The following is a 23,324-nucleotide window of genomic DNA, read 5'->3' as shown; positions in this document are numbered from 1 at the left end:
TCCCTCCATCAAGCGCGATGTATATCTCTTTTATGTACTTTCCATCGTATTATTATACGTTTTTTTCTGAAGTGCCGCAATATAACGGAGATAAGGCGAAACTTTCGGATAATTTAGATTCTACGATTTTTTTAAAGCCATATGCTTGATGATTTTCCCATCATAAAAGTTAACATAATCAAATGTATATCGATCTGATTCATCTTGATATTTTACTTCCCAAATTGGTATTCCCTCATCCATACCAAGCTGGACACTAATAATTTCTGAGGGATTATGCTCTTCATTTACACTTTCCAATGCCTCATTTTTTGTTATTCCAGATGATTTTTTCTTTACTATCATTTTTCTTTCTTTTTCAATATTTGAAATCCATCCATATACCTGTTCATTTTCATTGTTTGTGGCTGTAATGACATGGTATTTTTGATCTGCACTAAATGTGTTAATTTTGCTGATGTTTTTAAGGTTTGCTTCTTCCATAGCAAACTGCTTGGATTGTTCATGTCCATCCTCGTACTGCCCTCTTGCAGTTAAATAACTTGATGTTAAAATCCAAATTCCGGATATGATAAGAATTACCAAGATGATTAATGGTATAACAATTTTTTTCTCCATTGTATTTTACATCCTTATGTACGGTATATTGTAAATACTGCTTTAGATTTGTCTTCTTGATCCAGTGCAAGACCAAACATTAAATCATTTCTTTTCAATGTTCTATTTAATAAGTCAACAATTTTATATAGATCATCCGAATGATCTACAGTGACCGTTGAAACAATTTCAATTTTACTTTCCATGTTATATTCCTCCTGTGAAACACAAATATTGTAACTTATATGTCAGTTACCTCTGGACACAATAACATTACAACAACCTATATTTTGTTGTATATTGATTAATTATAAAGTGAAAACATGTACATGAACATAATTTTCTCCTAACTCACACCACATTTTATATGGCTGATACTTTTTATCAGCCATTTTTTTATTAGAAAGAATCCATGTGTAAAGACACAATAACATGCTACTCATTAATCCAATCATCGATTGCATGTGTTAAAAGGTGCATTGGTTTATGTTCAATTTCTAATTTTGGAATAGATGTTATAAAATCTCTTCCATATTTAGTCGAAAGGATCCGATTATCTAATATAAACAAAATCCCCTTATCCTTTTCATTTCGAATTAATCTTCCAAATCCTTGTTTAAATCTTAAAATAGCCTCCGGAAGTGAATAGTGGTAAAAAGAGTTCATTCCTTTATTTTCTAAATGATGACATGTAGCTGCAACAGTTGGTTCATCTGGAGAGGCAAACGGAAGACGCACAATCATTAGGGCTTTTAGTTGATTACCGGGAAAATCAACACCTTCCCAAAAACTGCTTGTTCCTAATAAAATGGCTTTATCAAACTGACGGAAGTTTTTGGTTAACTTACTGCGGCTTCCACTTCCTGTACCCTGTCCCATGATAACAAAATCTTCTAGAGTTACATCTTCTTTTAACATTGCATATGTTTTTCTTAACATTTCATAAGAGGTAAACAACACAAGCAATTTACCTTCTGTTATCTGTGAAACAGTACTTATATGTACAGCAATTGCTTCTGAATACTCCTCAAGTGTAACATCATTCACATTTGGCATATCACTAGGAATAAACATTTTAACTTGATTTTCATAGTTAAATGGCGTTTCTATTCGTAACTGCTTTGGATAAAAATCTGACAGGCCTATAGTTTGCAACATGTATGTAAACGATTTTTTTATTGTTAATGTTGCTGATGTTAAAATTGCACTTTGAATGTGTGAAAAAAATTCATCTGCTAAATAATCGTTTACTTCTATAGGTTGTGCATAAATAGACACAGCATTTTTCGCACCTTTAGTATCTATTTCAATCCACCTTACGACTAAATCATTATGTTCAAAAAATAAAAAGTCTAAGTAATTTTTATACGTTTCTAACAATAAAATGCTTTGCTTAAAATCTTCAAGAACTAATTTTTCCTTAATAGGCTTAGACTTTATATAAGATTCATCAATTCCCTGACTTTCTTTTCCCATTAAATGAATGATATCTTTCATCATGAATTGAAGTCTTTTAGCTACCTCTAATAATGATTCCCAAGTTCGGTTATTCTCCTTATTTGGAAGATATCGATAGGATGCTCGGTTTAAGGGGCTATCTTTTTCTTTTTTAATACATATGAATGCAACCCTGCAAAAAATTGATGATTTTCTTCTTGTAACTGAATAAGTAAATCGTCAATTTTATAAAATGAGGCTGAGAATTTATGCTCATTTTGAACTTTCACAAATTTCTTTAATAGTCCTGTTGAATGTGTATTTCCAAGGTTATGTATCAAGTGATGCAGATCTAAATAATGAAATCTTACACCCAGCTGTTCGGTTGCTACATGGTGAAAGTGATGTGCTTCATCAATGATTACTTCCTGGTACGTTGGTAAAATCTTTTGCTCACGGGATAAGTCTGATAATAACATAGCATGATTCGTAATAATTAAATTTGCGGACAAAGCCTTTTCCTTTGCTTGTTGATAAAAACAAACCATTTGAAAAGGGTTGTTTAAAAATGATGATTGATCAACATGTAGATTATCCCATATTGTTTTACCGCCAGAAGGTAAATTTAATTCATCCAAGTCTCCGCTAACAGTTTCTGTTAACCAAATTAATATTTGGGCTTTAGTTAATATATAGTCATAATTATCATCAGAATCATTTAACGATTGTTCAAATTTTTGCAAGCATAAATAATGACTTTGGCCTTTTAAAAGTGTTGCTGAAAAAGGTACTGGTAAAAGCTTCTTTAAAACGGGAATTTCCTGCTCCATTATTTGCATCTGCAAGTTATTCGTATACGTACTAATAACAATGGGTCTTGATTCTTGTAAAGAATAAAAGATGGCTGAGACCAGGTAAGCCAACGTTTTTCCGATTCCTGTTGCAGCTTCAATTAATACATGTTGATGAGTTAAGAAGGCCTCAATGATTTCTTCGATTATTTTTATCTGGCCTACCCTTTCATGAAATAAAGGGAATGCTCTTTTTATCTCATCATTTTTATTCGAAAAGAAGTCCAAAAATTGTTCTTTTGAGAAAGTAGAAGTCGATGATGCTTCATTTGCTTTCATTCTTTTTCTCAATGCCAATGTTCTTACAATCTCAATTTCAGGATGTATTTGTTGTTCTAAATTCACTAATTTTTCTGAAATGATCTGTTCCAATACTTCTTCCATATCACTAATAAATGACCTTGACAGCTTTGAAAGCTGTTGGAGTGTGATAATTGGTAACTCAGTTAATTTTTTTATAATATGTAAAAACAGCAAGGCTGTGGCTTCGGCATCACTATCAGCGCGATGGGGGTTTTCGTGATCCATTTTGAACTCTTCACTAAGATCCGAGAGTTTATAACTTTTCTCAGTTGGAAATGCCATTCTTGATAATTCCACTGTATCTATTACCGGTCCTGAAAATTGATAACCGCATCTCATAAATTCTTCCTGTAAAAATGATAAGTCAAAATACACATTATGTGCTATAAAATACGAGTCCTTGAGTAATGTATGAATATCCTTTACAATTTCATCAAATGTTGGTGCATGCTTAACCATTTCGTTTGTTATACCTGTTAAATGTTCAATAAATAAAGGAATGCTTTGTAATGGATTTACAAAGCTCATATATCGATCAACAACCTGATTATTCTCAATGACAACAGCCGCAATTTGTATAATTCTATCTCCCTTTTTAGGAGAATTCCCTGTCGTTTCTAAGTCAATAACAACATAACGTTGTACTTTCAAATTAAACACCTCTATTATTTCAAAAAGCTTCACCGAATAATATTCACCGAAGTATCTTTTTCTCATTGCCTGTTGTAATAGTTTACCCTAATCTGAAGGAGTTTTGAATAACTTTTCAAAAATGTAAAGGGCGGCTTATCTATAAAATGATGTAAACAATAAATAAGACCTATCTATAAAAGACTTTTTCTAAGGTTTCTGTTCGAAAGAGTCTTTTATAAGGTAGGTCATTTACCTTTATAGGATTGTAGCAGCTGGTTCCTGCCCTAAGATTTCAACAATTTTATTATTCTCATCCATGATGGCTATTTTGGGCTGGTGGGTAGAAATATTCTCTTCAGCTATCATTGTATAAGTTAAGATGATGACAACATCACCTTCTTGAACAAGTCTTGCTGCTGCCCCATTAAGACATACTACCCCGCTGCCTCTTTCTCCGGGTATGATATAGGTTTCAAGGCGGGCACCGTTGTTATTGTTCACTATTTGTACCTTTTCATTTGGAAGCATACCTACTGCATCAATAATATCTTGGTCAATGGTTATACTGCCAACATAGTTTAAATTTGCTTCTGTTACTCGTGCACGATGAATTTTAGCATTCAACATTGTACGAAACATCCATTTTTCCCCCAAACAATTTTTTATCTATATTGTCATGATTGTAGTTTTCATTAAATTTCAATCGTTATATTATCAATTAGTCTTGCATTTGTAAACTTAACTGCTAAGGCAATAATGATTTTACCGTGAATTACCTCTAGTTCCTTAAGCTCGGGATACGATAAAATTTCAATATAATCAATTATACCGGAAGTTTTTGTTTTAATTAATGATGAAACTTGCTCAATGATTGCCTGTTTATTTCGCTCTCCATTTAAAATCGTTTCCTCTGCTATTTTTAAGCTTTTATATAAGATAGGTGCCTGTGATCGTTCTTCTTCATTTAAATAAACATTGCGAGAACTTTTTGCTAAGCCACCTTCCTCTCTAACTGTCGAAACAGGTATTAATTCAATTGGAAAATGTAATTCGTTGATTAATCCATCAATAACAGCAACCTGCTGTGCATCTTTCATTCCAAAGTAAGCGCGATTAGGCTGTACTAAATGAAATAGCTTTGTAAGTACAGTTGCTACTCCGTCAAAATGCCCATTCCTGGATTTTCCACATAGAACATTTACGCGATTTCGAACGGAAACTGTATATGAAGGTTTCTCGGGATACATTTCATCTACTTGGGGTCTAAACAACACATCGACACCCGCTTGTTTAGCAATCGCTTCATCGCGTTCTGCGTCTCTTGGATATGAGTCAAAATCCTCATTAGGACCAAACTGCAAAGGATTAACAAAAATACTCAAAACTACAATATCGTTTGCCTCCCTTGCTTCTTCAATAAGCTTTACATGTCCTTCATGTAAAAAGCCCATTGTAGGTACAAAACCAATAGTTTGATGACTTTGATAGCTATCTAATTTATCTTTAAGATCTTGTTTTGTTTCAACAACAATCATTTACTTATTCCCCCATACAAGCTGTGCAATACTTCCTCTTTCATATTAAAAGAGTGTTTTTCTTCAGGAAATGATCTATTTTTAACATCTGATATATAGTGACTAATTGAGGTTTGAACTGTCTCAGAGATTGAAACGTATTGTTTAACAAATTTCGGGACATATCCAGATCCGTAGCCTATTAAATCATGGTACACCAAAACTTGACCATCTGTTTGACGTCCAGCACCAATCCCGATAGTAGGGATTGTTAGTAATTTTGTAATCTCTTCAGCTAATTGTTGCGGAACACACTCTAATACGAGAGCAATCGCACCTGCTTCCTGGCATCTTTTTGCATCATCCATTAGTTTTTTTGCTGCTTCCGCATCTTTTCCTTGCACTTTATATCCACCGAGTACATTAACTGATTGTGGTGTCAAACCTAAGTGGGAAATAACTGGAATCCCTCCAAAAGTAAGCGCTTCGATAACAGAAGTTACACCATCAGCTCCTTCCAATTTAACAGCATCCGCCCCACCTTCCTGCATAATTCTAGCCGCATTTTTCATTGTTTCATCCTTTGAAAGATGGTAAGACATAAACGGCATATCTGTTACAACAAAAGTGTCCTTTGCACCACGTTTAACAGCTTTTGTATGATGAATCATATCATTAACAGTTACCGGGATTGTAGAGTCATAACCAAGTACAACCATCCCCAGTGAATCTCCTACAAGAATCATATCAATTCCTGCAAGTTCAGCTTGCTTAGCACTAGGAAAATCATATGCTGTCAACATGGTAATTGGCTCATTTCTTTCTTTCATTTTCATAAAATCTTGTCTTGTTTTCATGTTTTCCCTCCCAGTCAATAGATGTGAAACTTCTGACTTTTACAGTATTGTTGGGTAGTACATTAAAAGAAAAACTAAGGAGAGAAGATGAATGACCTGAATATTTGGTGAAAAATTTGTTCCCATATCGCGTCAATTGATTAAATTAAAATAAAAATCCTTCAACAAAGATAGAAGGATTAAAAGTTTTTATAGTCAGATTCATCCCTCTGTCCTAGTCCATTCATGGATCAAGGCAGGTTAAATTAACGAGATTTTTATTCTTATTATTACTTGATAACAAGCAGTTATTACTCAATATTTTTCTTTTAACGGTGTAGTTCTAATTTAGATACTACCCATAGAAAAGTATAGCAGAAAACCTTGCTAAACACCATTGTGATTCATTCATTTTTTATATTACTGGAGTTCAATATCTGCTGAATAAATCTGCTTTACCGAACCGTCACTTGTTTGAATTAATAAAACGCCAGCATCATTTATCCCAATCGCTTTACCCTCAACAGTGCCATTTATTGTTCTTGCCGTAATTGGTTTTTGTAAGCTAACAGCATAGCCTTCCCAAAGTAATTTAATTGGTCTAAAACCTTGTGCTAAATAAAGTGAGTAGAGGTTCTCAAATTTCAAGAGTATCTCTTGAATCAATTGGGCTCGATCCCATTGTTTATCAGTTTCTAAATGAATGGATGTTGCAACATGATGCAGCTCCTCTGGAAAATCAGTTATGGATTGATTTACATTTATTCCAGTTCCAATTATGATCGAATGAACCCTATCGGCTTCTGCCTGTAATTCTGTTAAAATACCAACCAGCTTTTTTCCATTAATTAAAATGTCATTTGGCCATTTTATATCAGGCTTTAGTGGTGTAATCTCCTCAATAGCTTGTACAATGGCTACTGCCGTTAAAAGTGTCAACTGCGGAGTCGCTTGAACAGCTATATTTGGTCTGATAATAAGACTCATCCAAATCCCTGTCCCGCTGGGAGAATACCATTGTCTCGCCATTCTCCCTCTACCATTTGTTTGTTGCTCTGCAACTACAATGGTTCCTTCCTCAGCTCCTTCATTAGCTAATGTTTGAGCTATTTTTTGAGTAGATGATACGGTTTCTTCGAAATGAACATGATGCCCCATTTTCGTAGTCTTAAGTCCAATTTTAATTTCATTCCCACTAATTTTATTTGGCTTTTTTGTTATTCGATAGCCCAATCTTCTTACTGCTTCTAATTCGTATCCGTCTTTTCTAAGGTCCTCTATATGCTTCCATACTGCTGTTCTAGAGCAGCCAATATATTCGCTAAGTTTTTGACCTGATACAAAACCGCCTTCTGCATTTGAAAAGGCTTCTAATAATTTTGATCGAAGTCCTGACTGCATGTTAATAGCCACTCCTTTATTTCTGATTTTTTATTATCTATTCTCTTCAACAAAATTACTTTTTCAATTTCATCCATTACTTGTGCGACCCAAGGACCTGGTTCTTTATTCATCCATTGAATTAAATCATGACCATTAACGGCTATTTCTCTTTTTGTTTTGATAGGTAAATGATTAAAAGCATCTTTCAATTTATTTACATTTTCATTTATTTGTTGAGAATTTAGTAAAATAGACCGGATCCTTTCAACAGCAATTGCTGTACCAAGACCAGCCTCATATAATAATAAATCTGTCCATTCTTGATTTTTCAATTGTAAAGTAAGAAAGGAAAGATTTTGTTGAACAGATCTTATTAATTTATTTGATAGTTTCCATTTTCTTAAGAAAATTTCAACTGCAGAAGGGCTTATATAATATGTTAATACAGTCCAAAGTTCTTCCCTTGTAGTAAGGTATTTAAATGGAAAGGAGGAAAGCTTCTCTAACATCGCTTTTCCTCCAACAAAACCTGGTAAATAGTTATATACCTTGCATTGAATAACAAGATGTAAAGCTGATTTAACATTAACACCTTTTAACAACTTCTCTATTTCAGTTGTCTTTCTTTCAACTGAGATTGCGTCAAGTAAATGAACATGATGTTTGATTGCTTCTTCTGTTTCTAAAGACAAAGTGAAATGCAATTGACTTACAAATCGAAGAGCTCTCAACATTCTTAAGGCATCCTCATTAAATCTTTCTTTGGGCGAATCTACTGTATGAATCAACTTTTGTTTCATATGATCTTTTCCGTGAAAATAATCAAAAACTTCACCATTAATGTTCATAGCCATCGCATTAATGGTGAAATCTCTTCTACGTAAATCCTCTTTTAATGAGGTGATAAATTGGACATTGGTTGGACGCCTGAAATCTTCGTATCCTGACTCCGCCCTATATGTCGTGACTTCATACTGCTCTTTTTCATGCATAACAATTATCGTGCCATGCTCTGCTCCAACATCTATCGTTTTAGGGAAGATATGTTTAATATCTTCTGGTTTAGCGGAGGTCGCGATATCTACATCTCCAATTTCTCTTCCTAATAAGAAATCACGGACTGCACCACCAACAAAATAGGCCTCAAAGCCTGATTGATGTAGTTTTTCTAAAATCGGTTTGGCTTCATCAAATGGAGTCTCCAATTTTCACACCTTCTAGTAACTCATAGTAAATAGATTCATATTGAGAAACAATTTTATCAGAATGAAAACGTTCCTTAGCAAGCGTTGTCGCGCTTTCTGCCATTCTGCTATGTAAATCCTGATCAGATAATATTTGAATTGCTCTAATAGCAATGGTCTCAATATCACCTACATCACATAGGTATCCTGTTTCACCTTCAAGGATTACTTCAGGTATTCCACCTGCATTTGTCCCGATACAAGGGACACCACACGCCATAGCTTCCAAGAGCACCAAGCCAAAGCTTTCCTTTTCTGATAATAATAAAATTAAATCACTGATTGAGTAAAGTTCTTCTAAACTGTCTTGTTTACCAAGAAATAATACATGTTCGACAAGGCCTAATTCTCGTACTAGTCTATTCACATATGTCATTTCAGGACCGTCTCCAACCAGCAGAAGCTTCGACTTTACTTTTCTATGTATTTTTTGGAAAGCGTAAACAACATCTTGAACCCTTTTTACTTTTCTAAAGTTTGATACGTGGATAATAACCTTTTCATCTTCTTCAATTTTGTACTCTTTCTTCAAATGCATGGCATCCTGTTTATAATAAACACGATCATCGATAAAGTTGTAGACTGTTTCAATTTTTTTATCAGGACTCAACAAATCATATGTTTGATTAACCAATGCATTTGATACTGCCGTAACTTGATCTGAGGATTCAATCCCAAATCGAATCATATCAGCCAGTGATTGATCGTATCCGAGCACCGTAATATCGGTACCATGTAATGTTGTTACTATTTTTAAATCTTTTTTCACCATTTGTTTAGCTAAATATGCACAAATTGCATGAGGAATAGCATAATGGACATGAAGCAGGTCTAAATCCTCTCTGTTTGCAACTTCCGCCATTTTACTAGCTAACGCTAAATCATATGGTGGATATTTAAAGACTGAATATTGATTAACCTCTACTTCATGAAATGTAATATTACAATATATTTTATTTAATCGAAAAGGAAGACTTGAGGTAATAAAATGTACTTCGTGTCCTTTTTCGGCTAATAACTTTCCAAGCTCTGTTGCTACAACACCTGAACCTCCAACAGATGGATAACATGTTATTCCAATTTTAAGTTTCTTTTTCATTATACATCACCTATCAAATCATTAGAAAGTAGGATTGGCTTCCTTGATAAAAATCCCTCAGCAAACATGACACCAACCTCTTTTCCATAAATTCGTTCTCTACTTTCTACAGCTTCGATATATCCATTTGTTAAAGGTGTATCTTCTGAACCATCTACTTTTTCAAATTGACTATCATATGCGCGTAAACTTTTTAGTTTGATCTCGATAGTCTCAGATATATCAATAACAAAATTCGGTTTATGAAAACCGTTAATCATATAAAAATACACATGTTGAACACGATGGGCAGGTAACCCCTGACTGTCTTGATAATTTTTGATTCCTGCTGAAAAAACCGCTTCTTCAACCAGTCTCGAACAATTCCCATGATCTGGATGACGATCTTTATAATAAGGAGCGAAGACTATTCGTGGTTTGTATGTTCTAATAATTTCAACAATTTCTTTTATGGAAGAATCTGATAAAAAGAGACCCCGATCTGGAATCGATAGCTGAATTCTCTTTGTAATACCCAAAATTTCACCAGCATGTTTTGCCTCTTTTTGTCTAGTTAAAACTGTGCCATTTGACGATAATTCAGCCTTAGTTAAATCACAGATCCCTATCTTTATTCCTTTTTGAGTATACTTCGCAATCGTTCCCCCCATCCCGATTTCGACATCATCAGGATGGGCACCAATCGCAAGGAAATCCAATTGATTACTCATTTTCCTCTCCTCGTAACATAGTATAAATTCTTTTAATACATCCGATAAAGTTTATTTTTCTTTCTTTTCATGAATGATATTACGCCATTGGAAATCTCCTCGATCCAATCCACGTACTAATATCTCCGCTGTCCCCATATTTGTTGCTAGTGGTATTGAATAAACATCACAAAGACGTATTAATGCCGTAATATCCGGTTCATGTGGTTGTGCTGTTAAAGGATCTCTAAAGAAAATAACCATGTCCATTTCATTTTTGGCGATCAAAGCCCCTATTTCTTGATCTCCTCCAAGAGGGCCTGATTGAAAACGATGAACAGGTAAGCCAGTAGCCTCATTAATACGAAAACCTGTGGTACCTGTAGCAAACAGTTGGTGCTCCGTAAAAATCGGTTGGTAAGCCATCACAAATTGAACAAGATCGTTTTTCTTTTTATCGTGTGCTATTAATGCAATTTTCATGAACATTTCCCCTTTATCTGTTATTCAATAATATTTTCTAATCCATATACTAACAAATCTACATTCATAACATTTTCTACAGCTAATTTAACTCCAGACATAAATGAAGCACGGTTATAGGAGTCGTGACGAATCTTTAATGTTTGACCATCGCCTCCAAAAAGAACTTCCTGATGAGCAATTAAACCTGGAAGGCGAACACTATGAATACGAATACCATTCATATTCGCCCCTCGAGCACCAGGTAAGATTTCGTGTTCATTAGGATGGCCTTGTTGTTTTTCTTCTCTTACTACAGAAATCATTTCCGCTGTTTTTAAACCAGTTCCTGATGGAGCATCTAATTTTCGATCATGATGTTGTTCTATTATCTCAACATCTTGAAAGTACTTCGCAGCCATTTGTGAAAATTTCATCATCAAAATAGCGCCGATTGCAAAGTTAGGAGCAATAATCGCCCCAATCCCTTTTTCTTCTGTTAGTTGTTGAAGCTCCTTTAAATCTGCTTCAGAAAAACCAGTTGTACCAACAACCGGGCGTACGCCATGCAGTAACGCTTTTTTTGTATGTACCTTCCCAATTTCAGGCGTAGTTAAATCAATTAATACATCGGGGTTTGTCTCAAAAAAACATTTCTCTATATCTGTATAAACCGGAACATCTGCATTAAACCCTTCAATTTGATTAAGTCTCATTCCTTCGTATTTATGATCGACAACTGCTACTAGTTGAAAATGTTTTGTGTCTTCTACAAGTTTTACAGCTTCACTGCCCATTCTCCCACGTGCACCAGCAATAACAATCTTAATTTCTGACATAATTAAATCTCCTTTAATTTTCTTTTCTTGTCCAACGGTCCTTATCTCTAGTATTGAATTTTTCCATAACTAGATTATGGGCTTGTTCCAAATCTATTTGTAAAGAGTTAGCAAGGCAAATCAGGACAAATAATACATCCCCAATCTCTTCCTCAATCTTTTTCTCTTCTTCCGATGTTTTTTTCGTTTTTTCACCATAGGAGTGATTTATTTCTCTTGCTAATTCTCCAACTTCTTCAGTAATTCTAGCCATCATGGCTAATGGTGAAAAATAACCTTCCTTAAATTGACCTATGTAATCATCTACTTCTTTTTGAAGGTCCTTCATAGATTTATTCTCCACTTTTATCACCTCATTCTTTTCTATTCAATGTTAGCTAAATCATCATTAATTTACAATTATTTCGTCATGAATTTCTCAAAATTTGCACCTTGACATTCTATCAACTATAATATTTACGCTGTAATGTATTAGCGGAGGTGGAACATGTTGCAAGATCTTAGGATAAAAAACATCGTATTTATTTTGATTGGTTCAGGTATTTTCGGTTTTGGTCTTGTTCATTTTAACATTCAGAACAACCTGGCAGAAGGCGGATTTACCGGTATAACACTTTTGCTTTATTTTCTTTTTCATATCGACCCATCCATATCTAACCTGATCTTAAACATCCCACTTTTCATAATCGGTTGGCGGGTACTTGGGAAGACTTCTTTTGTTTACACAATTATTGGAACAGTTAGTCTTTCTTTATATTTATGGATATTTCAGAGATACCAAATCCAAATGCCATTAAAAGATGACCTTACTTTGGCCGCACTATTTGCAGGTGTTTCAATCGGAATTGGCCTTGGAACAATTTTCCGGTACGGAGGAACGACTGGTGGTGTAGATATCATTGCCAGGTTGACTCATCGATATATTGGTTGGAGCATGGGAAAAACAATGTTTTTATTTGATTTATGCGTGATCACGATATCTTGGGTAGCATACCTTTCTTATAAAGAAGCTATGTATACACTTGTAGCTGTTTTTGTTGGAGCAAGAGTAATCGACTTTATGCAGGAGGGTGCTTATGCTGCAAAAGGTGCAACGATTATTTCAAATCTTCCTGATGAAATATCTGCTAAAATAATGAAGGAAATGGATCGTGGAGTTACCATTTTAAAAGGGCAAGGATCTTATTCCAAACAAGATCGAAATGTCCTATACTGTGTTGTTGGAAAAAATGAAATTGTTCGTTTGAAAAATGTTATTACGTCTGTAGATCCTCATGCATTTGTTGCGGTGAGTGATGTTCATGATGTGTTAGGTGAAGGTTTTACCTTAGACGAAAATAAAAAACCCTTATCAAGGTAACATGCTAAAAGAGAGTGATAAAAAAGTCACTCTCTTTTTGGTAATACTTTATTCTTTACTATTGTCTTTTTCACGTTTTACAAGCTTTTCTTTTTCTCCTCGATACTTTCTAAAACCAGAGTAAGATAATGCTAATAAGATAATACTTCCTGTTGAGATCATAACCCATAATAATGATGGATCTGCTTCATCCTCTTTGACTCTTTCAAAAATTGCTTTTAATTCCTCTTCCATCACAGCTAATTGTTTTGTTTGACTCGTTTCCGGTATTTCTTGAAAAAGTTGATTTTCCACAACAGAAATATGTTCATCCATACGTTTTATGCGTTGGGTATCCAGATCCACTTGAATACTGGGATATATAACTTCATAAAGTGCAAGAAACTCATTAAAATCTTGTTGAAAGGATTGATTATCTCCTTCTTGTACATCGCTTTTCATTTGAGAGAAAGTCTCCATGATGGATGTTTCCATTGAGCTCCATAATGGTTGATGCTCAGATACCATTGCATCTACCACTAAACGAAATTTTGTTAAAGATCTTACCTTTTCGGTTGTACTTACTTTATCGTCTGATAAAAGCTCGTGTGCATTTTGATGGGTATTGGAAAGAGTCCGGTAATGATCGAGTGATAGTACTTGTCTGTCAAATGGTATTTCTTCAAATTTGACAGCAAAGTACTCTAGTAGTTGGACAGACTCGTTAAACCGTTCCTGCTTTGCCAGTTGCAGGGCCGTATCAGCTATCTCATTAAGTGATTTCCAGTCGTACGATTCATCTGCAAATGCTGGTTTTATATGTAGAAGCAACATACTAAATATAATGACGACTAATAATTTCTTCATCCTTGTCCCCCCTAGAACATCTATTAAAAAGTATGTTCATTGGGACAAGGTTAGACCAACAATTTAGCTTGGATGTCTGTAATTTTTTTGTTTATCCTGTAGATTACTTAAAGAAACCTAGCAGTAAAAGCGCTAGGTAATTTCGAGTTGCTTTAGTTGATTTTTTATCACTAAATAGTAAGCAATTCCAATAGATAGTAAACTTAACCAGAATGTCATATAGCCGATTTCATTTAGGTAATCCATTAAAACACTATAGCGGGGCATCATTTCAAAGACATAGTCTATGACATCATTATGTAAAGTCCAAATTGCAGCGACAATCAAATGCCATGCTTTAAACCGGTAATATGAGGCATACAATAACCCCTGAACAGCCATGCCGAAATGAGAAGCAATAAGCATATACCCTTCCCAAGGCAAAGTACCATTTACCGCTAATACAAGCAGATTCATAATAACAGCCCAAATACCGTATTTAAATAACGTAACAATTGCTAAAGCTTCAATAATTGGTAAATTTCGCTTAAATAAAAAAGCAAATAATACAATCGTAAAAAAAGACTTGCTGTTGGACTATCTGGAACAAATATATAAAAATGAGCAGGTGTTTCTGCCAATTGATATCTGTACCAATAATATCCGTAAATCGTACCAAACAAATTAATGATGAACATAACAAATATGATTGGCCTCTGTCCTAATAGATATTGGAATACTCTCATTAATTCCACACACCAACCTTAGTATTTTTTGATCGTCGCTAATTTCCTACATCATATTATATTATTTTTATCAAAAAAAGCTGACAAATGTCAGCTTTTATTTTGAAGTCACACCAGAGATAAACTCTGAAAGTACTTTTAATTCCTCGTCAGTACCTTTAAATACTCCAGCAGGCATACTGCCTTGACCATTCTTAGCAATATCTGCAATAGCATCAGGCTCTAAACCATTGTCTACAAGAGCTTTACCGGCAGCTCCTCCTTCAAGGTTATCACCATGACATGAAATACAGCCTTGCTCCTGGTAGATAGCATATCCTTCAGATTCTTTATCAATATCTGCTTCAGCTTGTATTTTCCCCTGTTCAGCTGCTGCTTCCCAGTCGTGTGTTGCAACTGATTCCCAAGTTAAGAAGAATGTTGCCGCAACACCAAGAATCATCATACCCACTGCAACAGGTCGCTTAGCAGGGCGACGTTCAGGCCCTCTATCCAAGAATGGTGCTAACATTAATGCACCAAATGCAAGTCCCGGAATAACGATTGCTCCGATTACTGTATATGGACCAGATGCAAACGAATATTTTAACAATTGGTATAAGAATAAGAAGTACCAGTCTGGTAATGGAATATAGCCAGCATCCGTTGGATCTGCTACACGCTCAAGTGGTGATGGATGCGCTATGGTTAAACATAAAAATCCGATTAAGAAAACAGCACCAACTAACCACTCCTTGAGGAGGAAGTTCGGCCAGAATGCTTCTGTTTTCCCAGGGTATTCCGAATAATCCTTCGGAATGTTAGGTTTTCTCTCGGCTGAAATACGAGAGTCACCGACAAATTTCATACCTTTTCCGCGATGCATGATTTCCCCTCCTTACTAAGGTGGTTTCCGATAAAAATAAAATTACACTGATTCATCATATTTCTTCTTATAGTGGACCAGAAATACCTTGCTTACGTATCATAATAAAGTGAGCTGCCATTAGACCGAATAATGCAGCCGGTAAGAAAAAGACATGGATAGCAAAGAAACGGGTAAGTGTTTGAGCACCTACAATATCCGGGTGTCCTGATAACAATGTCTTAACTGTTGGTCCAATTAATGGAACAGATTCCGCAATTTGCAGAGTAACTTTTGTAGCAAATAATGCTTTCATATCCCATGGTAATAAATAACCTGTTAAACCGAGTCCAAGCATAACAAAGAAAATAAGTACACCAACTACCCAGTTTAATTCACGAGGTTTTTTATATGCCCCTTGGAAAAAGACACGAAGTGTATGTAGGAACATCATGACAATAACCAGACTGGCTCCCCAGTGGTGCATACCACGAACAATTTGTCCGAAAGCTACTTCATTTTGAAGATAAAAAACTGATTCCCAAGCATTTTTGATGTCCGGTACATAATACATTGTTAAAAACATACCAGAAAGAACTTGGATAACAGTAACAAAGAATGTTAATCCGCCAAAGCAGTATACAAAGGCAGAAAAATGATGTGCAGGGTTTACGTGCTCTGGAACTTCATGGTCAGCAATATCGCGCCACATAGGCGTAATATCTAACCGTTCGTCAACCCAATCATAAATTTTGTTAAGCAATTTGATTACGCCTCCCCTCGTGGTTTCGCTTTACCTAAGAATAAATAGCCATCTTTCACTTCATGTACATAAACATCAAGTGGTGCAAGAGGCGGTGTACCAGGAACATTTTTACCATCTTTTTCATATAATCCATAATGACATGGACAGAAAAATTTGTTCGGATTTCCTGGATCATTATTCCATCCTACTGTACATCCAAGATGCTTACAGATTGGTGAAAGGGCTGTAATTTTATCGCCTTCCTTAAAAACCCAAGCTGATTTTGTTTCTTCTGATTCATACCAAGCATCTTTTTGTTTGATTTTAAAGTCAAAGCGTTGAGGTTCTTCAGTGATTTCGTCAACCTTTACTACTTGAACCAAATCGGTTTCCTCTGCTGGTCGGAGCACAGGGTCAAGTGCAAAGCGAACCATTGGCATTAGCATACCTGCTGCCATGAAACCGCCTACACCGGTAAGCGTATAGTTCAAGAATTGACGTCTAGAAACTCGATGTTTTTTCTCGCTCATCATTTTCCCCCTCTATCTTAAGCTCTGTCCGTTACGGACATACGGAAATGATATATAAAACTAGGACATACTCATGATATATCAATCTTTCCATGAGGTCAATAAAATCCTGTTTTCTAATCCTGGAAATGAAAAGGTTTTTATGATTTGTTCCAAGATTGTAATAAAATGTTCAAAATTTGTTCGACTTGATCTTGTAACAGCTTTCTTTTTAAGCTTTCATCCATATTCTCAAGAGGTATTGTTGGAAGCCAAATTAGTTTTCCCTCCAATTGTTCATTCTTTTCTTCCTTTAATTCCGTATCACTCGTTAAGAAGACTACATGTTTAAATTCTTTTTGTAATTCAGTTTTCCACTCTATTAAATTTTCAATCACATTTTCTGATTTTTTTAAGTAAGAATACGTTGGAAAAAGAAAAACTCTCCCCTTCAACTGTCTTTCAAGGTCCATACTAACCAAATTGATAAATTCTCCTTTTGACACGGTGTTCTTAAAATCTGAATCGACTGAAATAGCCGTCAGCGGTACAACCGCCGTATCAATATATTCCTTCGTTTGATTATATAAGTCCACATCATTTGAAACCCACTTCATTATCCACAACTCCCTATTGGCATTTTTTATATTGTTATTATAAAGCTTGTACGAAATATTGTTAAATAATTAGTAAAGTATGTAGCTTGAAACATGTTTTAAACTAAAAAGGGTAACTCACTTTAAGCCAATCACTCACTGGACATCAACATTCTTTGTCCAGGTGATTACTCTAAATGAGTTACCTATATGAATTATTTTTCTTTTAATTGCTTTAATTGATGTGTTAACGTTTGAAACATTTCTTTATCTTGTTGGTCAAGTGCTTGATCAATTAAATGTAGAAGCTTTTCTTTTTGAAAACGCTGGATAGAGTATTCAAGAATTTGTTCTGCTATTTCTTTATCTTTTTCATTTTCATTCAAATGTTCCGGCATGAAAGGATTTGATTCGAGAACTGCAGCATATTGTGGTGACTGATAAGCTGACCTGAAATTAAGCTGAATAAAAAGCTCTTCGTCTTTATTTAGTCTAATATCGTGAAAAGATTTCTCAGCATCTGTCGTCATCACATTTTCTTTATAAAAGCGGAATGGAACTTCTTCAACACAATGCGTGGACATAATAATTCCTCTTGGACAATATTGAGCCTGCTCCACAAAATGTACCTTTTCCATTAGAGTGTCATGACTCATTAAATAATTTAATATCCATACGCATTCTCTTCTTTTTAATTGATAATGGTTTAGAAACCACCTGATGAAGTCTTTCTTTTCATGGACAGATACAGGGGCCACCATACTATTCCCTCCTCTGCAATATCGAGTATATTCTTACTTTGATAATTCCACAAAATAAAAATAAAATCCTTCTCTTTTCCATTAAAATTCATCTTCTAATTGTAGCAAAATCTCATCGATTTCGACATTTGATGGGTCTTGTTTAAGGATTTCTTGAAAAACTTCCTTCGCCTTCTGCCTTCTTCCTTCTTCTAACAAGAAATAACCGTATTCATGTAAGAAATCTCGTTGATCCTTGAAAAAAGTATATGCAAGGTCATAATGTTTTAATGCCTGTGTATATTCTTCTTTTTGATGATGAGCTCTGGCTAAATTCCATTCAAATTGCGGATCATCTTCACCATATCTTTTAATTTCAGTTATAAGATCAACCACATCATCATATCGTTCATCCTGCAGGAAAACATGGGATAAGGTTATCGCAGCTTCGATATGACCAGGATCTATTGCCAGGGACTCACGTAATAAATTTTCTGCAGTTGGAATTTGCCCAACTTTTATCGCTATCTTTCCACCAAATAAGTATAAGTCCTTATTGTATTCATCTACCTTTATTCCTTCTTGAACCGTCTCAAGACTTTCTTCTAAAAGACCTTCTTGTTCATAAGCCTTTGCTAAGTATAAATAAAGGGAGGTATAGTAGGGATCGGCTTCTTTTAAGGTTAGGAATTGTTGAATAGCTGTTTTGTAGAATCCCCCTTGGTACGCAGTAAATCCATAACCAAACAGTGTATCAGCATCTTCTTGAGACTCAATTGTTTGCTTATAATGATCAAGCGCTTCTTCAAATTGTCCATTTGCACTTAAGCATTCTGCCAATCTTTGATGCAAATTAACACCGGAGATCAGGTCATGTTCTTCTAAAAGTCCCTTGTAATATGATATAGCATGATTATATTGTGCTTGATGGAAATAGAGCTCCCCTAATGCAAAGTCAAGTACCGGTTCCTGGGGTAATATTTCTTTGGCCTCTTTTAATTTTTGCTCACTCACCTCTGGCAAACCCTGCATTTGATATAAGTCTGCTAATAAGAGTAAAGCGTGTGGATATGATTCATGTTCTTTAGAAACCATGTTTAAAAGTTCTATCGCTTCTTCTTCATTTTCCAAATCAATCTTAAGCTCTGCTAAAAATAAAGTGATTTGAATCTCATCAGGGTATAGGAAATGAAGTTCTTCAATTATTTCATGTGCTTTATCAATTATACCCCACTGATAATACTGATCTGCTATTTGAAGCTTTTCTTCATCATGTAATGTAGGTGTTATGTTATCTAAAAGAGTCAGTCCTTCTTCTGTTTCTCCTTTATTTACGAGGTTTATTGCTTCATTTAAGACTTGATTAAACATAAACGATCCTTTCCTTAACCATCACTGGTTTTATGTTCTCTAGCTATATTATATTCTGTCTATATCATACATCAAAATGAAGCTGATAGTGGTATAAAACGACCTGAAATGGAAATAAAACATTCCTCTCCTTTTCCAGGAAGAAATAAAATATCACCATTACTATTTATAAGCTTACCATTATGAGAAGTAAAGGTAGGTGAGATTTCATTATGTTGAATAATTGGTTTCCCGTCTATATGGTATTTAAGTTCCTCTAGTTTGTACAAGTTATAATTCAATTTACTACCTACTCGGATATCTCCTTTAACCGGATAAATACCTAATTTCATAAGTATTTCTTTTGAAAGAGGTGTTCCTTCTTCTAGAAATTCATACACTGAGGAAATTCGATGCTCTCTAACGATCCGGTTCCATTCCTGTAAGAGTCTATTTTTTTTAAATGGAGACAACGACTCATCACTCGTGAATGGAATAAGAGTTATCGGATTTGAAAACATCGCATCTCTTATCCAACCCCAAGAAGTTAAATCCAGTCTATCATCTCTGTTTATTTCAATAAAAACAATTGAAACTTGTTGTTGCTTGCATTTTCTCAGTACTGTTTGATTTAAACTTTTTAGCGATAGTTTAATCGCCATATAATAATCAACCGGGGAATTAATCATTAAATGCCTTCTTTTTTTAAATTTGATTCTAACTCTTTTTCATACTTAATATCGACAACAGTTAAAAGAGAAGTACAGCCCTTTTTTATATACCGTATGATTTGTTGTTTAAAGTCTTGAAAAGGAAGTAATGAATGAAGAGAAAAATCGAGCATAACATAGCCAGGGGTAATCAGGTACGAACTTAAATCCATCCTCATAAACTTGATATTATCCATCGACTGCCGCATAAATTCAATCTTATTTTGGTTTACTAGTAGTGAAGTCTGGTCAATACGATCACTCTTCAGTATACCGACTTTGTCCATAATATAACACATATCTTAAGTCCCCTCCTTTCAACCTCTTAAGACAAGCTATGATGAAAGACGATTATTTATGTATGTGTTTGCAAAATGGGGATAACTGGATAAAGGCAAATACATTGATGGATGAAAGCTTATGGAGTATTTAGCAAAGTAAATTATGTTCAAACAGGCCTTTCACTTAAAATGTGAAAGGCCTGTTTATTATTTTGCTAATGAATCTAAATGTTCAAAAAAAGTAGGGTATGAAACATCAATTGCATCCACACTTTCCAATTCAATTGGTTCTTCCGTTATACAAGATGCAATCGCAAGCATCATGCCAATTCGGTGATCACCATGACTGGATACTTTAGCGTTTCCTGTTAATTTAGTTTTACCGCTAATAATCATTCCATCGTCAGTGGCTTGAATTGAGGCACCAATTTTCTTCAATTCACCAACAACGGTATCAATTCGATTTGTTTCTTTTACTTTTAATTCACTCGCATCTTTAATTATTGTGTCTCCTTCAGCTTGTGAAGCTAATAAAGCAATGACTGGTATTTCATCAATTAATTTAGGAATAAGGTCTCCGCTAATTGTGGTACCTTTTAAAGAAGAAGTTCTGATCACAATGTCAGCTACAGGTTCAAAAGTGTGACCTTCTTTTGGTGTAATTTCAAGTGAAGCACCCATTTGTTCCAGAACATCCAAAATGCCGGTTCTGGTTGGATTAATACCAACATTTTTCAATAAAATCTCACTATCAGGAACAATGGCTCCAGCGACAAGGAAAAAGGCAGCAGAAGAAATATCACCTGGTACAAATATATTTGTTGCTTGTAGGCTTTGGCCACCAACAATTGAAGCAGAGCATTCGTCCTCCTTCACGTCTACACCAAAAGCTCTGAGCATTCTTTCAGTATGATCCCTAGATTTATGAGGTTCAATAACCGTTGTTTCTTCATTTTTAGTATTTAAGCCAGCTAACAAAATCGCTGATTTTACCTGAGCACTCGCAACCGGTGAATGGTAATGTATTGCTTGCAAGTTTCCACCTCTAATAGATAGTGGTGTATACTGACCATCTTCTCTTCCATCGATTTTTGCTCCCATCATTCTTAAGGGGTTTGTTACACGGGACATCGGTCTTTTAGCGATTGATTCATCTCCAATAATACACGAGTGAAATGGTGCTCCTGCTAATATTCCCATCATTAACCGGGTTGTTGTTCCTGAGTTTCCAACATCCAATATTTCTGAAGGTTCCTTTAAGCCATCAAAACCATTTCCTTCAACAGTTACATGTCCTTCTTGAATATTAATTGCTACTCCCATTTCTTTAAAGCACGAAACCGTACTTAGGCAATCGGCTCCCATTAAAAAGTTGGAAATTTCTGTTTTACCATTAGCTATCGATCCAAACATAACAGCACGATGTGAAATAGATTTATCACCTGGAATCTCGATTGTGCCTGTTAGCTGATTGATCTTCGATAGTTTTTTTGTCTCTACCATGATTCCACCTCATTCATTCTTCCTATTGGATATTTAAACTCGTTACATCATAAACGTTTCATAAGAAGAGTATTTATTAATACATTTAATAGCAAGCTCCCGGTCCTTTTCAGTTTGAAAGCTCAATACTAGAACACCATAGATTTCTTCCCGTGTTTCAACAATACGTATATTCGTTAAACTAATCTCTTCCTTCGCCAAGTATCCAGTAATTTCTGAAATAATTCCCGGATAATCAGGAACATCTACATATAAATCATAGAAGGAAGGAATTGCCCCTTTTTGTTTTTCAGGAAGGCCATCGCGATATTGTTTAGCTTGTTGAAAATAAGTAAATAGATTCTCTGATTCTTCCTTTGCAACAAGATCCTTTATTCGTTTCATTTCTAAGATCCACTCGTCAAATAAATGTAATAATGGGCCTTTATTGTGAAGCAAAATATCACGCCACATAGAAGGATTACTTGAAGCTATCCTAGTAATATCCCGGAAACCACCAGCAGCTAATCTCTTAACAAGTGGAAATTCCTCCTCATGATTCTTTGCTTGATACACCAGGCTGGCAGCAACAATATGTGGAAAATGACTAATTACTCCTGTTACTTCATCATGTTCCTCTGGAGTCATTTCAATAAAGTTAGCTTTTGTCCCTTCAAGGACATCTTTTAAGCTTTGTACATCATGGGGGGCTACATATTTAGAAGGAGTTAATATGTAAAATGCATTTTCAAACAAATGTGGTTTTGCTGCTAAAATTCCTGATTTGTGTGAGCCGGCCATTGGATGACCGCCTATAAACTTTATTTTTCCATTCAGATGTTTGTTTGCACACTCTACAATCTTTACTTTCGTACTCCCAACATCTGTCACGATCACATCTTTTTTTAAGTTTTGTGATTTAAGTTCTTCAATAATGTTAATTGTTTGTTGAACTGGCGTAGAAAGAAAAATCATATCAATTGTTGAAAGGTCAGGAAATAGCTCTGTAGATACCTCATCAATGGCACCTATTCTCCTGGCAAGATTAGCCTGCTCTACATTTATATCAAAACCAATGATATGAATAGTCGGATTTTTTTGTTTTATAGATAATGCTATTGAGCCTCCTATTAACCCAAGGCCTATTAAATAAACTTTATTTACCATTTCTGTAATCACCTTTTTTGGCCTATCATCAATGAGGCTATTCATTAATTTATATTACATTTAAAAAGAGGGTACTTCTAAG

Annotated in this window: 26 protein-coding genes and 1 pseudogene; 1 reads left to right on the top strand and 26 read right to left on the bottom strand. The window is 34.9% G+C overall.

Going from position 1 to position 23,324, the window contains the following annotated elements; all coding sequences use genetic code 11:
- Positions 1-120: 120 nt before the first annotated feature.
- The 14 genes from AC0L8O_RS07155 to AC0L8O_RS07090 form a co-directional block, all read right to left on the bottom strand.
- On the bottom strand, positions 121-618 hold the full coding sequence (locus tag AC0L8O_RS07155; RefSeq protein ID WP_473447124.1) for a cell wall elongation regulator TseB-like domain-containing protein: 498 nt from the start codon (positions 616-618) through the stop codon (positions 121-123).
- Between the two features lie 14 nt (positions 619-632).
- Positions 633-803: a YpmA family protein gene (locus tag AC0L8O_RS07150; protein ID WP_078432809.1), complete on the bottom strand. Its 171-nt coding sequence runs from the start codon at positions 801-803 to the stop codon at positions 633-635.
- A 229-nt stretch (positions 804-1,032) separates the two neighbouring features.
- Positions 1,033-2,097, bottom strand: coding sequence for a helicase C-terminal domain-containing protein (locus tag AC0L8O_RS07145; RefSeq protein WP_473447123.1), 1,065 nt, complete (start codon positions 2,095-2,097; stop codon positions 1,033-1,035).
- An 86-nt stretch (positions 2,098-2,183) separates the two neighbouring features.
- Positions 2,184-3,839: an exonuclease domain-containing protein gene (locus tag AC0L8O_RS07140; RefSeq protein WP_473447122.1), complete on the bottom strand. Its 1,656-nt coding sequence runs from the start codon at positions 3,837-3,839 to the stop codon at positions 2,184-2,186.
- A gap of 237 nt (positions 3,840-4,076) precedes the next feature.
- Entirely contained in the window at positions 4,077-4,460 is a 384-nt protein-coding gene (panD, locus tag AC0L8O_RS07135; RefSeq protein ID WP_026560181.1) for an aspartate 1-decarboxylase, read from the bottom strand.
- Positions 4,461-4,513: 53 nt separating this feature from the next.
- Entirely contained in the window at positions 4,514-5,356 is an 843-nt protein-coding gene (gene panC, locus AC0L8O_RS07130) for a pantoate--beta-alanine ligase (RefSeq protein WP_473447120.1), read from the bottom strand.
- A complete protein-coding gene (gene panB / locus AC0L8O_RS07125) occupies positions 5,353-6,192 on the bottom strand; it encodes a 3-methyl-2-oxobutanoate hydroxymethyltransferase (protein ID WP_473447119.1) in 840 nt (279 codons plus the stop codon). Before panB ends, panC begins: the two co-directional genes overlap by 4 nt.
- 399 nt (positions 6,193-6,591) lie before the next feature.
- Positions 6,592-7,572 (bottom strand): biotin--[acetyl-CoA-carboxylase] ligase, encoded by a 981-nt coding sequence (locus tag AC0L8O_RS07120; RefSeq protein ID WP_473447117.1) that lies wholly within the window; start codon positions 7,570-7,572, stop codon positions 6,592-6,594.
- Positions 7,542-8,759, bottom strand: a complete 1,218-nt coding sequence (locus AC0L8O_RS07115; protein WP_473447116.1) for a CCA tRNA nucleotidyltransferase — start codon at positions 8,757-8,759, stop codon at positions 7,542-7,544. The genes AC0L8O_RS07120 and AC0L8O_RS07115 overlap by 31 nt, the downstream gene beginning before the upstream one ends.
- The gene (bshA, locus tag AC0L8O_RS07110; protein ID WP_473447115.1) at positions 8,743-9,897 is read right to left on the bottom strand and encodes an N-acetyl-alpha-D-glucosaminyl L-malate synthase BshA; all 1,155 of its coding nucleotides are present in this window, start codon (positions 9,895-9,897) and stop codon (positions 8,743-8,745) included. The genes AC0L8O_RS07115 and bshA overlap by 17 nt, the downstream gene beginning before the upstream one ends.
- Positions 9,897-10,607: a bacillithiol biosynthesis deacetylase BshB1 gene (gene bshB1 / locus AC0L8O_RS07105; protein WP_473447114.1), complete on the bottom strand. Its 711-nt coding sequence runs from the start codon at positions 10,605-10,607 to the stop codon at positions 9,897-9,899. The genes bshA and bshB1 overlap by 1 nt, the downstream gene beginning before the upstream one ends.
- Before the next feature lie 51 nt (positions 10,608-10,658).
- Positions 10,659-11,069: a methylglyoxal synthase gene (gene mgsA / locus AC0L8O_RS07100; protein WP_473447113.1), complete on the bottom strand. Its 411-nt coding sequence runs from the start codon at positions 11,067-11,069 to the stop codon at positions 10,659-10,661.
- A gap of 20 nt (positions 11,070-11,089) precedes the next feature.
- Positions 11,090-11,887, bottom strand: coding sequence for a 4-hydroxy-tetrahydrodipicolinate reductase (gene dapB / locus AC0L8O_RS07095; protein WP_473447112.1), 798 nt, complete (start codon positions 11,885-11,887; stop codon positions 11,090-11,092).
- Positions 11,888-11,900: 13 nt separating this feature from the next.
- The gene (locus AC0L8O_RS07090; RefSeq protein WP_473448737.1) at positions 11,901-12,215 is read right to left on the bottom strand and encodes a nucleotide pyrophosphohydrolase; all 315 of its coding nucleotides are present in this window, start codon (positions 12,213-12,215) and stop codon (positions 11,901-11,903) included.
- A gap of 159 nt (positions 12,216-12,374) precedes the next feature.
- Here AC0L8O_RS07090 and AC0L8O_RS07085 point away from each other — a divergent pair, with 159 nt between their 5' ends.
- Complete coding sequence (locus tag AC0L8O_RS07085) at positions 12,375-13,247, top strand: YitT family protein (protein ID WP_473447109.1); 873 nt, start codon at positions 12,375-12,377, stop codon at positions 13,245-13,247.
- Between the two features lie 48 nt (positions 13,248-13,295).
- Here AC0L8O_RS07085 and ypjB read toward each other — a convergent pair whose 3' ends face one another.
- The 12 genes and pseudogenes from ypjB to AC0L8O_RS07025 all read right to left on the bottom strand — a co-directional run bounded on the left by ypjB (position 13,296) and on the right by AC0L8O_RS07025 (position 23,242).
- Positions 13,296-14,093: a sporulation protein YpjB gene (gene ypjB, locus AC0L8O_RS07080; protein WP_473447108.1), complete on the bottom strand. Its 798-nt coding sequence runs from the start codon at positions 14,091-14,093 to the stop codon at positions 13,296-13,298.
- A 132-nt stretch (positions 14,094-14,225) separates the two neighbouring features.
- A pseudogene (gene lhaT, locus AC0L8O_RS07075) lies at positions 14,226-14,818 on the bottom strand (lipoprotein heptaprenylglyceryl N-acetyltransferase LhaT).
- Positions 14,819-14,915: 97 nt separating this feature from the next.
- Entirely contained in the window at positions 14,916-15,683 is a 768-nt protein-coding gene (locus AC0L8O_RS07070; RefSeq protein ID WP_473447107.1) for a c-type cytochrome, read from the bottom strand.
- A 67-nt stretch (positions 15,684-15,750) separates the two neighbouring features.
- Positions 15,751-16,425 (bottom strand): menaquinol-cytochrome c reductase cytochrome b subunit, encoded by a 675-nt coding sequence (qcrB, locus tag AC0L8O_RS07065; protein ID WP_026560195.1) that lies wholly within the window; start codon positions 16,423-16,425, stop codon positions 15,751-15,753.
- A 5-nt stretch (positions 16,426-16,430) separates the two neighbouring features.
- Positions 16,431-16,937, bottom strand: coding sequence for a Rieske (2Fe-2S) protein (locus tag AC0L8O_RS07060; protein WP_026560196.1), 507 nt, complete (start codon positions 16,935-16,937; stop codon positions 16,431-16,433).
- 140 nt (positions 16,938-17,077) lie between these two features.
- Entirely contained in the window at positions 17,078-17,533 is a 456-nt protein-coding gene (locus tag AC0L8O_RS07055) for a YpiF family protein (protein ID WP_473447105.1), read from the bottom strand.
- Positions 17,534-17,727: 194 nt separating this feature from the next.
- Entirely contained in the window at positions 17,728-18,273 is a 546-nt protein-coding gene (locus AC0L8O_RS07050) for a ReoY family proteolytic degradation factor (protein ID WP_216774194.1), read from the bottom strand.
- Between the two features lie 81 nt (positions 18,274-18,354).
- The gene (locus tag AC0L8O_RS07045) at positions 18,355-19,623 is read right to left on the bottom strand and encodes a tetratricopeptide repeat protein (RefSeq protein WP_473447104.1); all 1,269 of its coding nucleotides are present in this window, start codon (positions 19,621-19,623) and stop codon (positions 18,355-18,357) included.
- A 71-nt stretch (positions 19,624-19,694) separates the two neighbouring features.
- On the bottom strand, positions 19,695-20,291 hold the full coding sequence (locus AC0L8O_RS07040; protein ID WP_473447103.1) for a hypothetical protein: 597 nt from the start codon (positions 20,289-20,291) through the stop codon (positions 19,695-19,697).
- Positions 20,291-20,611 carry a hypothetical protein gene (locus tag AC0L8O_RS07035; RefSeq protein ID WP_473447102.1) on the bottom strand — a complete coding sequence of 107 codons (321 nt, stop codon included), beginning with the start codon at positions 20,609-20,611 and terminating at the stop codon, positions 20,291-20,293. Before AC0L8O_RS07035 ends, AC0L8O_RS07040 begins: the two co-directional genes overlap by 1 nt.
- A gap of 189 nt (positions 20,612-20,800) precedes the next feature.
- Entirely contained in the window at positions 20,801-22,096 is a 1,296-nt protein-coding gene (gene aroA / locus AC0L8O_RS07030) for a 3-phosphoshikimate 1-carboxyvinyltransferase (RefSeq protein WP_473447101.1), read from the bottom strand.
- A gap of 42 nt (positions 22,097-22,138) precedes the next feature.
- Entirely contained in the window at positions 22,139-23,242 is a 1,104-nt protein-coding gene (locus tag AC0L8O_RS07025; protein WP_473447100.1) for a prephenate dehydrogenase, read from the bottom strand.
- Between the last annotated feature and the right edge of the window lie 82 nt (positions 23,243-23,324).

Source organism: Metabacillus sp. KJ11-3, assembly GCF_055808295.1.
Note: the sequence above shows the minus strand (reverse complement) of the source record. Positions and strands in the feature narration are given on the sequence as shown.

Bases quoted from the DNA above. Each gene is read 5' to 3' on its own strand.
- AC0L8O_RS07070 (WP_473447107.1), bottom strand. From the start codon at position 15,683: ATGCATCGCGGAAAAGGTATGAAATTTGTCGGTGACTCTCGTATTTCA.
- panC (WP_473447120.1), bottom strand. From the start codon at position 5,356: ATGATTGTTGTTGAAACAAAACAAGATCTTAAAGATAAATTAGATAGC.
- AC0L8O_RS07050 (WP_216774194.1), bottom strand. From the start codon at position 18,273: ATGGTGGCCCCTGTATCTGTCCATGAAAAGAAAGACTTCATCAGGTGG.
- AC0L8O_RS07060 (WP_026560196.1), bottom strand. From the start codon at position 16,937: ATGAGCGAGAAAAAACATCGAGTTTCTAGACGTCAATTCTTGAACTAT.
- AC0L8O_RS07145 (WP_473447123.1), bottom strand. From the start codon at position 2,097: ATGATGAAAGATATCATTCATTTAATGGGAAAAGAAAGTCAGGGAATT.
- dapB (WP_473447112.1), bottom strand. From the start codon at position 11,887: ATGTCAGAAATTAAGATTGTTATTGCTGGTGCACGTGGGAGAATGGGC.
- AC0L8O_RS07085 (WP_473447109.1), top strand. From the start codon at position 12,375: ATGTTGCAAGATCTTAGGATAAAAAACATCGTATTTATTTTGATTGGT.
- AC0L8O_RS07090 (WP_473448737.1), bottom strand. From the start codon at position 12,215: ATGAAGGACCTTCAAAAAGAAGTAGATGATTACATAGGTCAATTTAAG.
- AC0L8O_RS07150 (WP_078432809.1), bottom strand. From the start codon at position 803: ATGGAAAGTAAAATTGAAATTGTTTCAACGGTCACTGTAGATCATTCG.
- AC0L8O_RS07025 (WP_473447100.1), bottom strand. From the start codon at position 23,242: ATGGTAAATAAAGTTTATTTAATAGGCCTTGGGTTAATAGGAGGCTCA.
- AC0L8O_RS07035 (WP_473447102.1), bottom strand. From the start codon at position 20,611: ATGTGTTATATTATGGACAAAGTCGGTATACTGAAGAGTGATCGTATT.
- mgsA (WP_473447113.1), bottom strand. From the start codon at position 11,069: ATGAAAATTGCATTAATAGCACACGATAAAAAGAAAAACGATCTTGTT.
- AC0L8O_RS07055 (WP_473447105.1), bottom strand. From the start codon at position 17,533: ATGAAGTGGGTTTCAAATGATGTGGACTTATATAATCAAACGAAGGAA.
- bshA (WP_473447115.1), bottom strand. From the start codon at position 9,897: ATGAAAAAGAAACTTAAAATTGGAATAACATGTTATCCATCTGTTGGA.
- AC0L8O_RS07120 (WP_473447117.1), bottom strand. From the start codon at position 7,572: ATGCAGTCAGGACTTCGATCAAAATTATTAGAAGCCTTTTCAAATGCA.
- AC0L8O_RS07155 (WP_473447124.1), bottom strand. From the start codon at position 618: ATGGAGAAAAAAATTGTTATACCATTAATCATCTTGGTAATTCTTATC.
- aroA (WP_473447101.1), bottom strand. From the start codon at position 22,096: ATGGTAGAGACAAAAAAACTATCGAAGATCAATCAGCTAACAGGCACA.
- panB (WP_473447119.1), bottom strand. From the start codon at position 6,192: ATGAAAACAAGACAAGATTTTATGAAAATGAAAGAAAGAAATGAGCCA.
- ypjB (WP_473447108.1), bottom strand. From the start codon at position 14,093: ATGAAGAAATTATTAGTCGTCATTATATTTAGTATGTTGCTTCTACAT.
- panD (WP_026560181.1), bottom strand. From the start codon at position 4,460: ATGTTTCGTACAATGTTGAATGCTAAAATTCATCGTGCACGAGTAACA.
- AC0L8O_RS07045 (WP_473447104.1), bottom strand. From the start codon at position 19,623: ATGTTTAATCAAGTCTTAAATGAAGCAATAAACCTCGTAAATAAAGGA.
- bshB1 (WP_473447114.1), bottom strand. From the start codon at position 10,607: ATGAGTAATCAATTGGATTTCCTTGCGATTGGTGCCCATCCTGATGAT.
- AC0L8O_RS07040 (WP_473447103.1), bottom strand. From the start codon at position 20,291: ATGATTAATTCCCCGGTTGATTATTATATGGCGATTAAACTATCGCTA.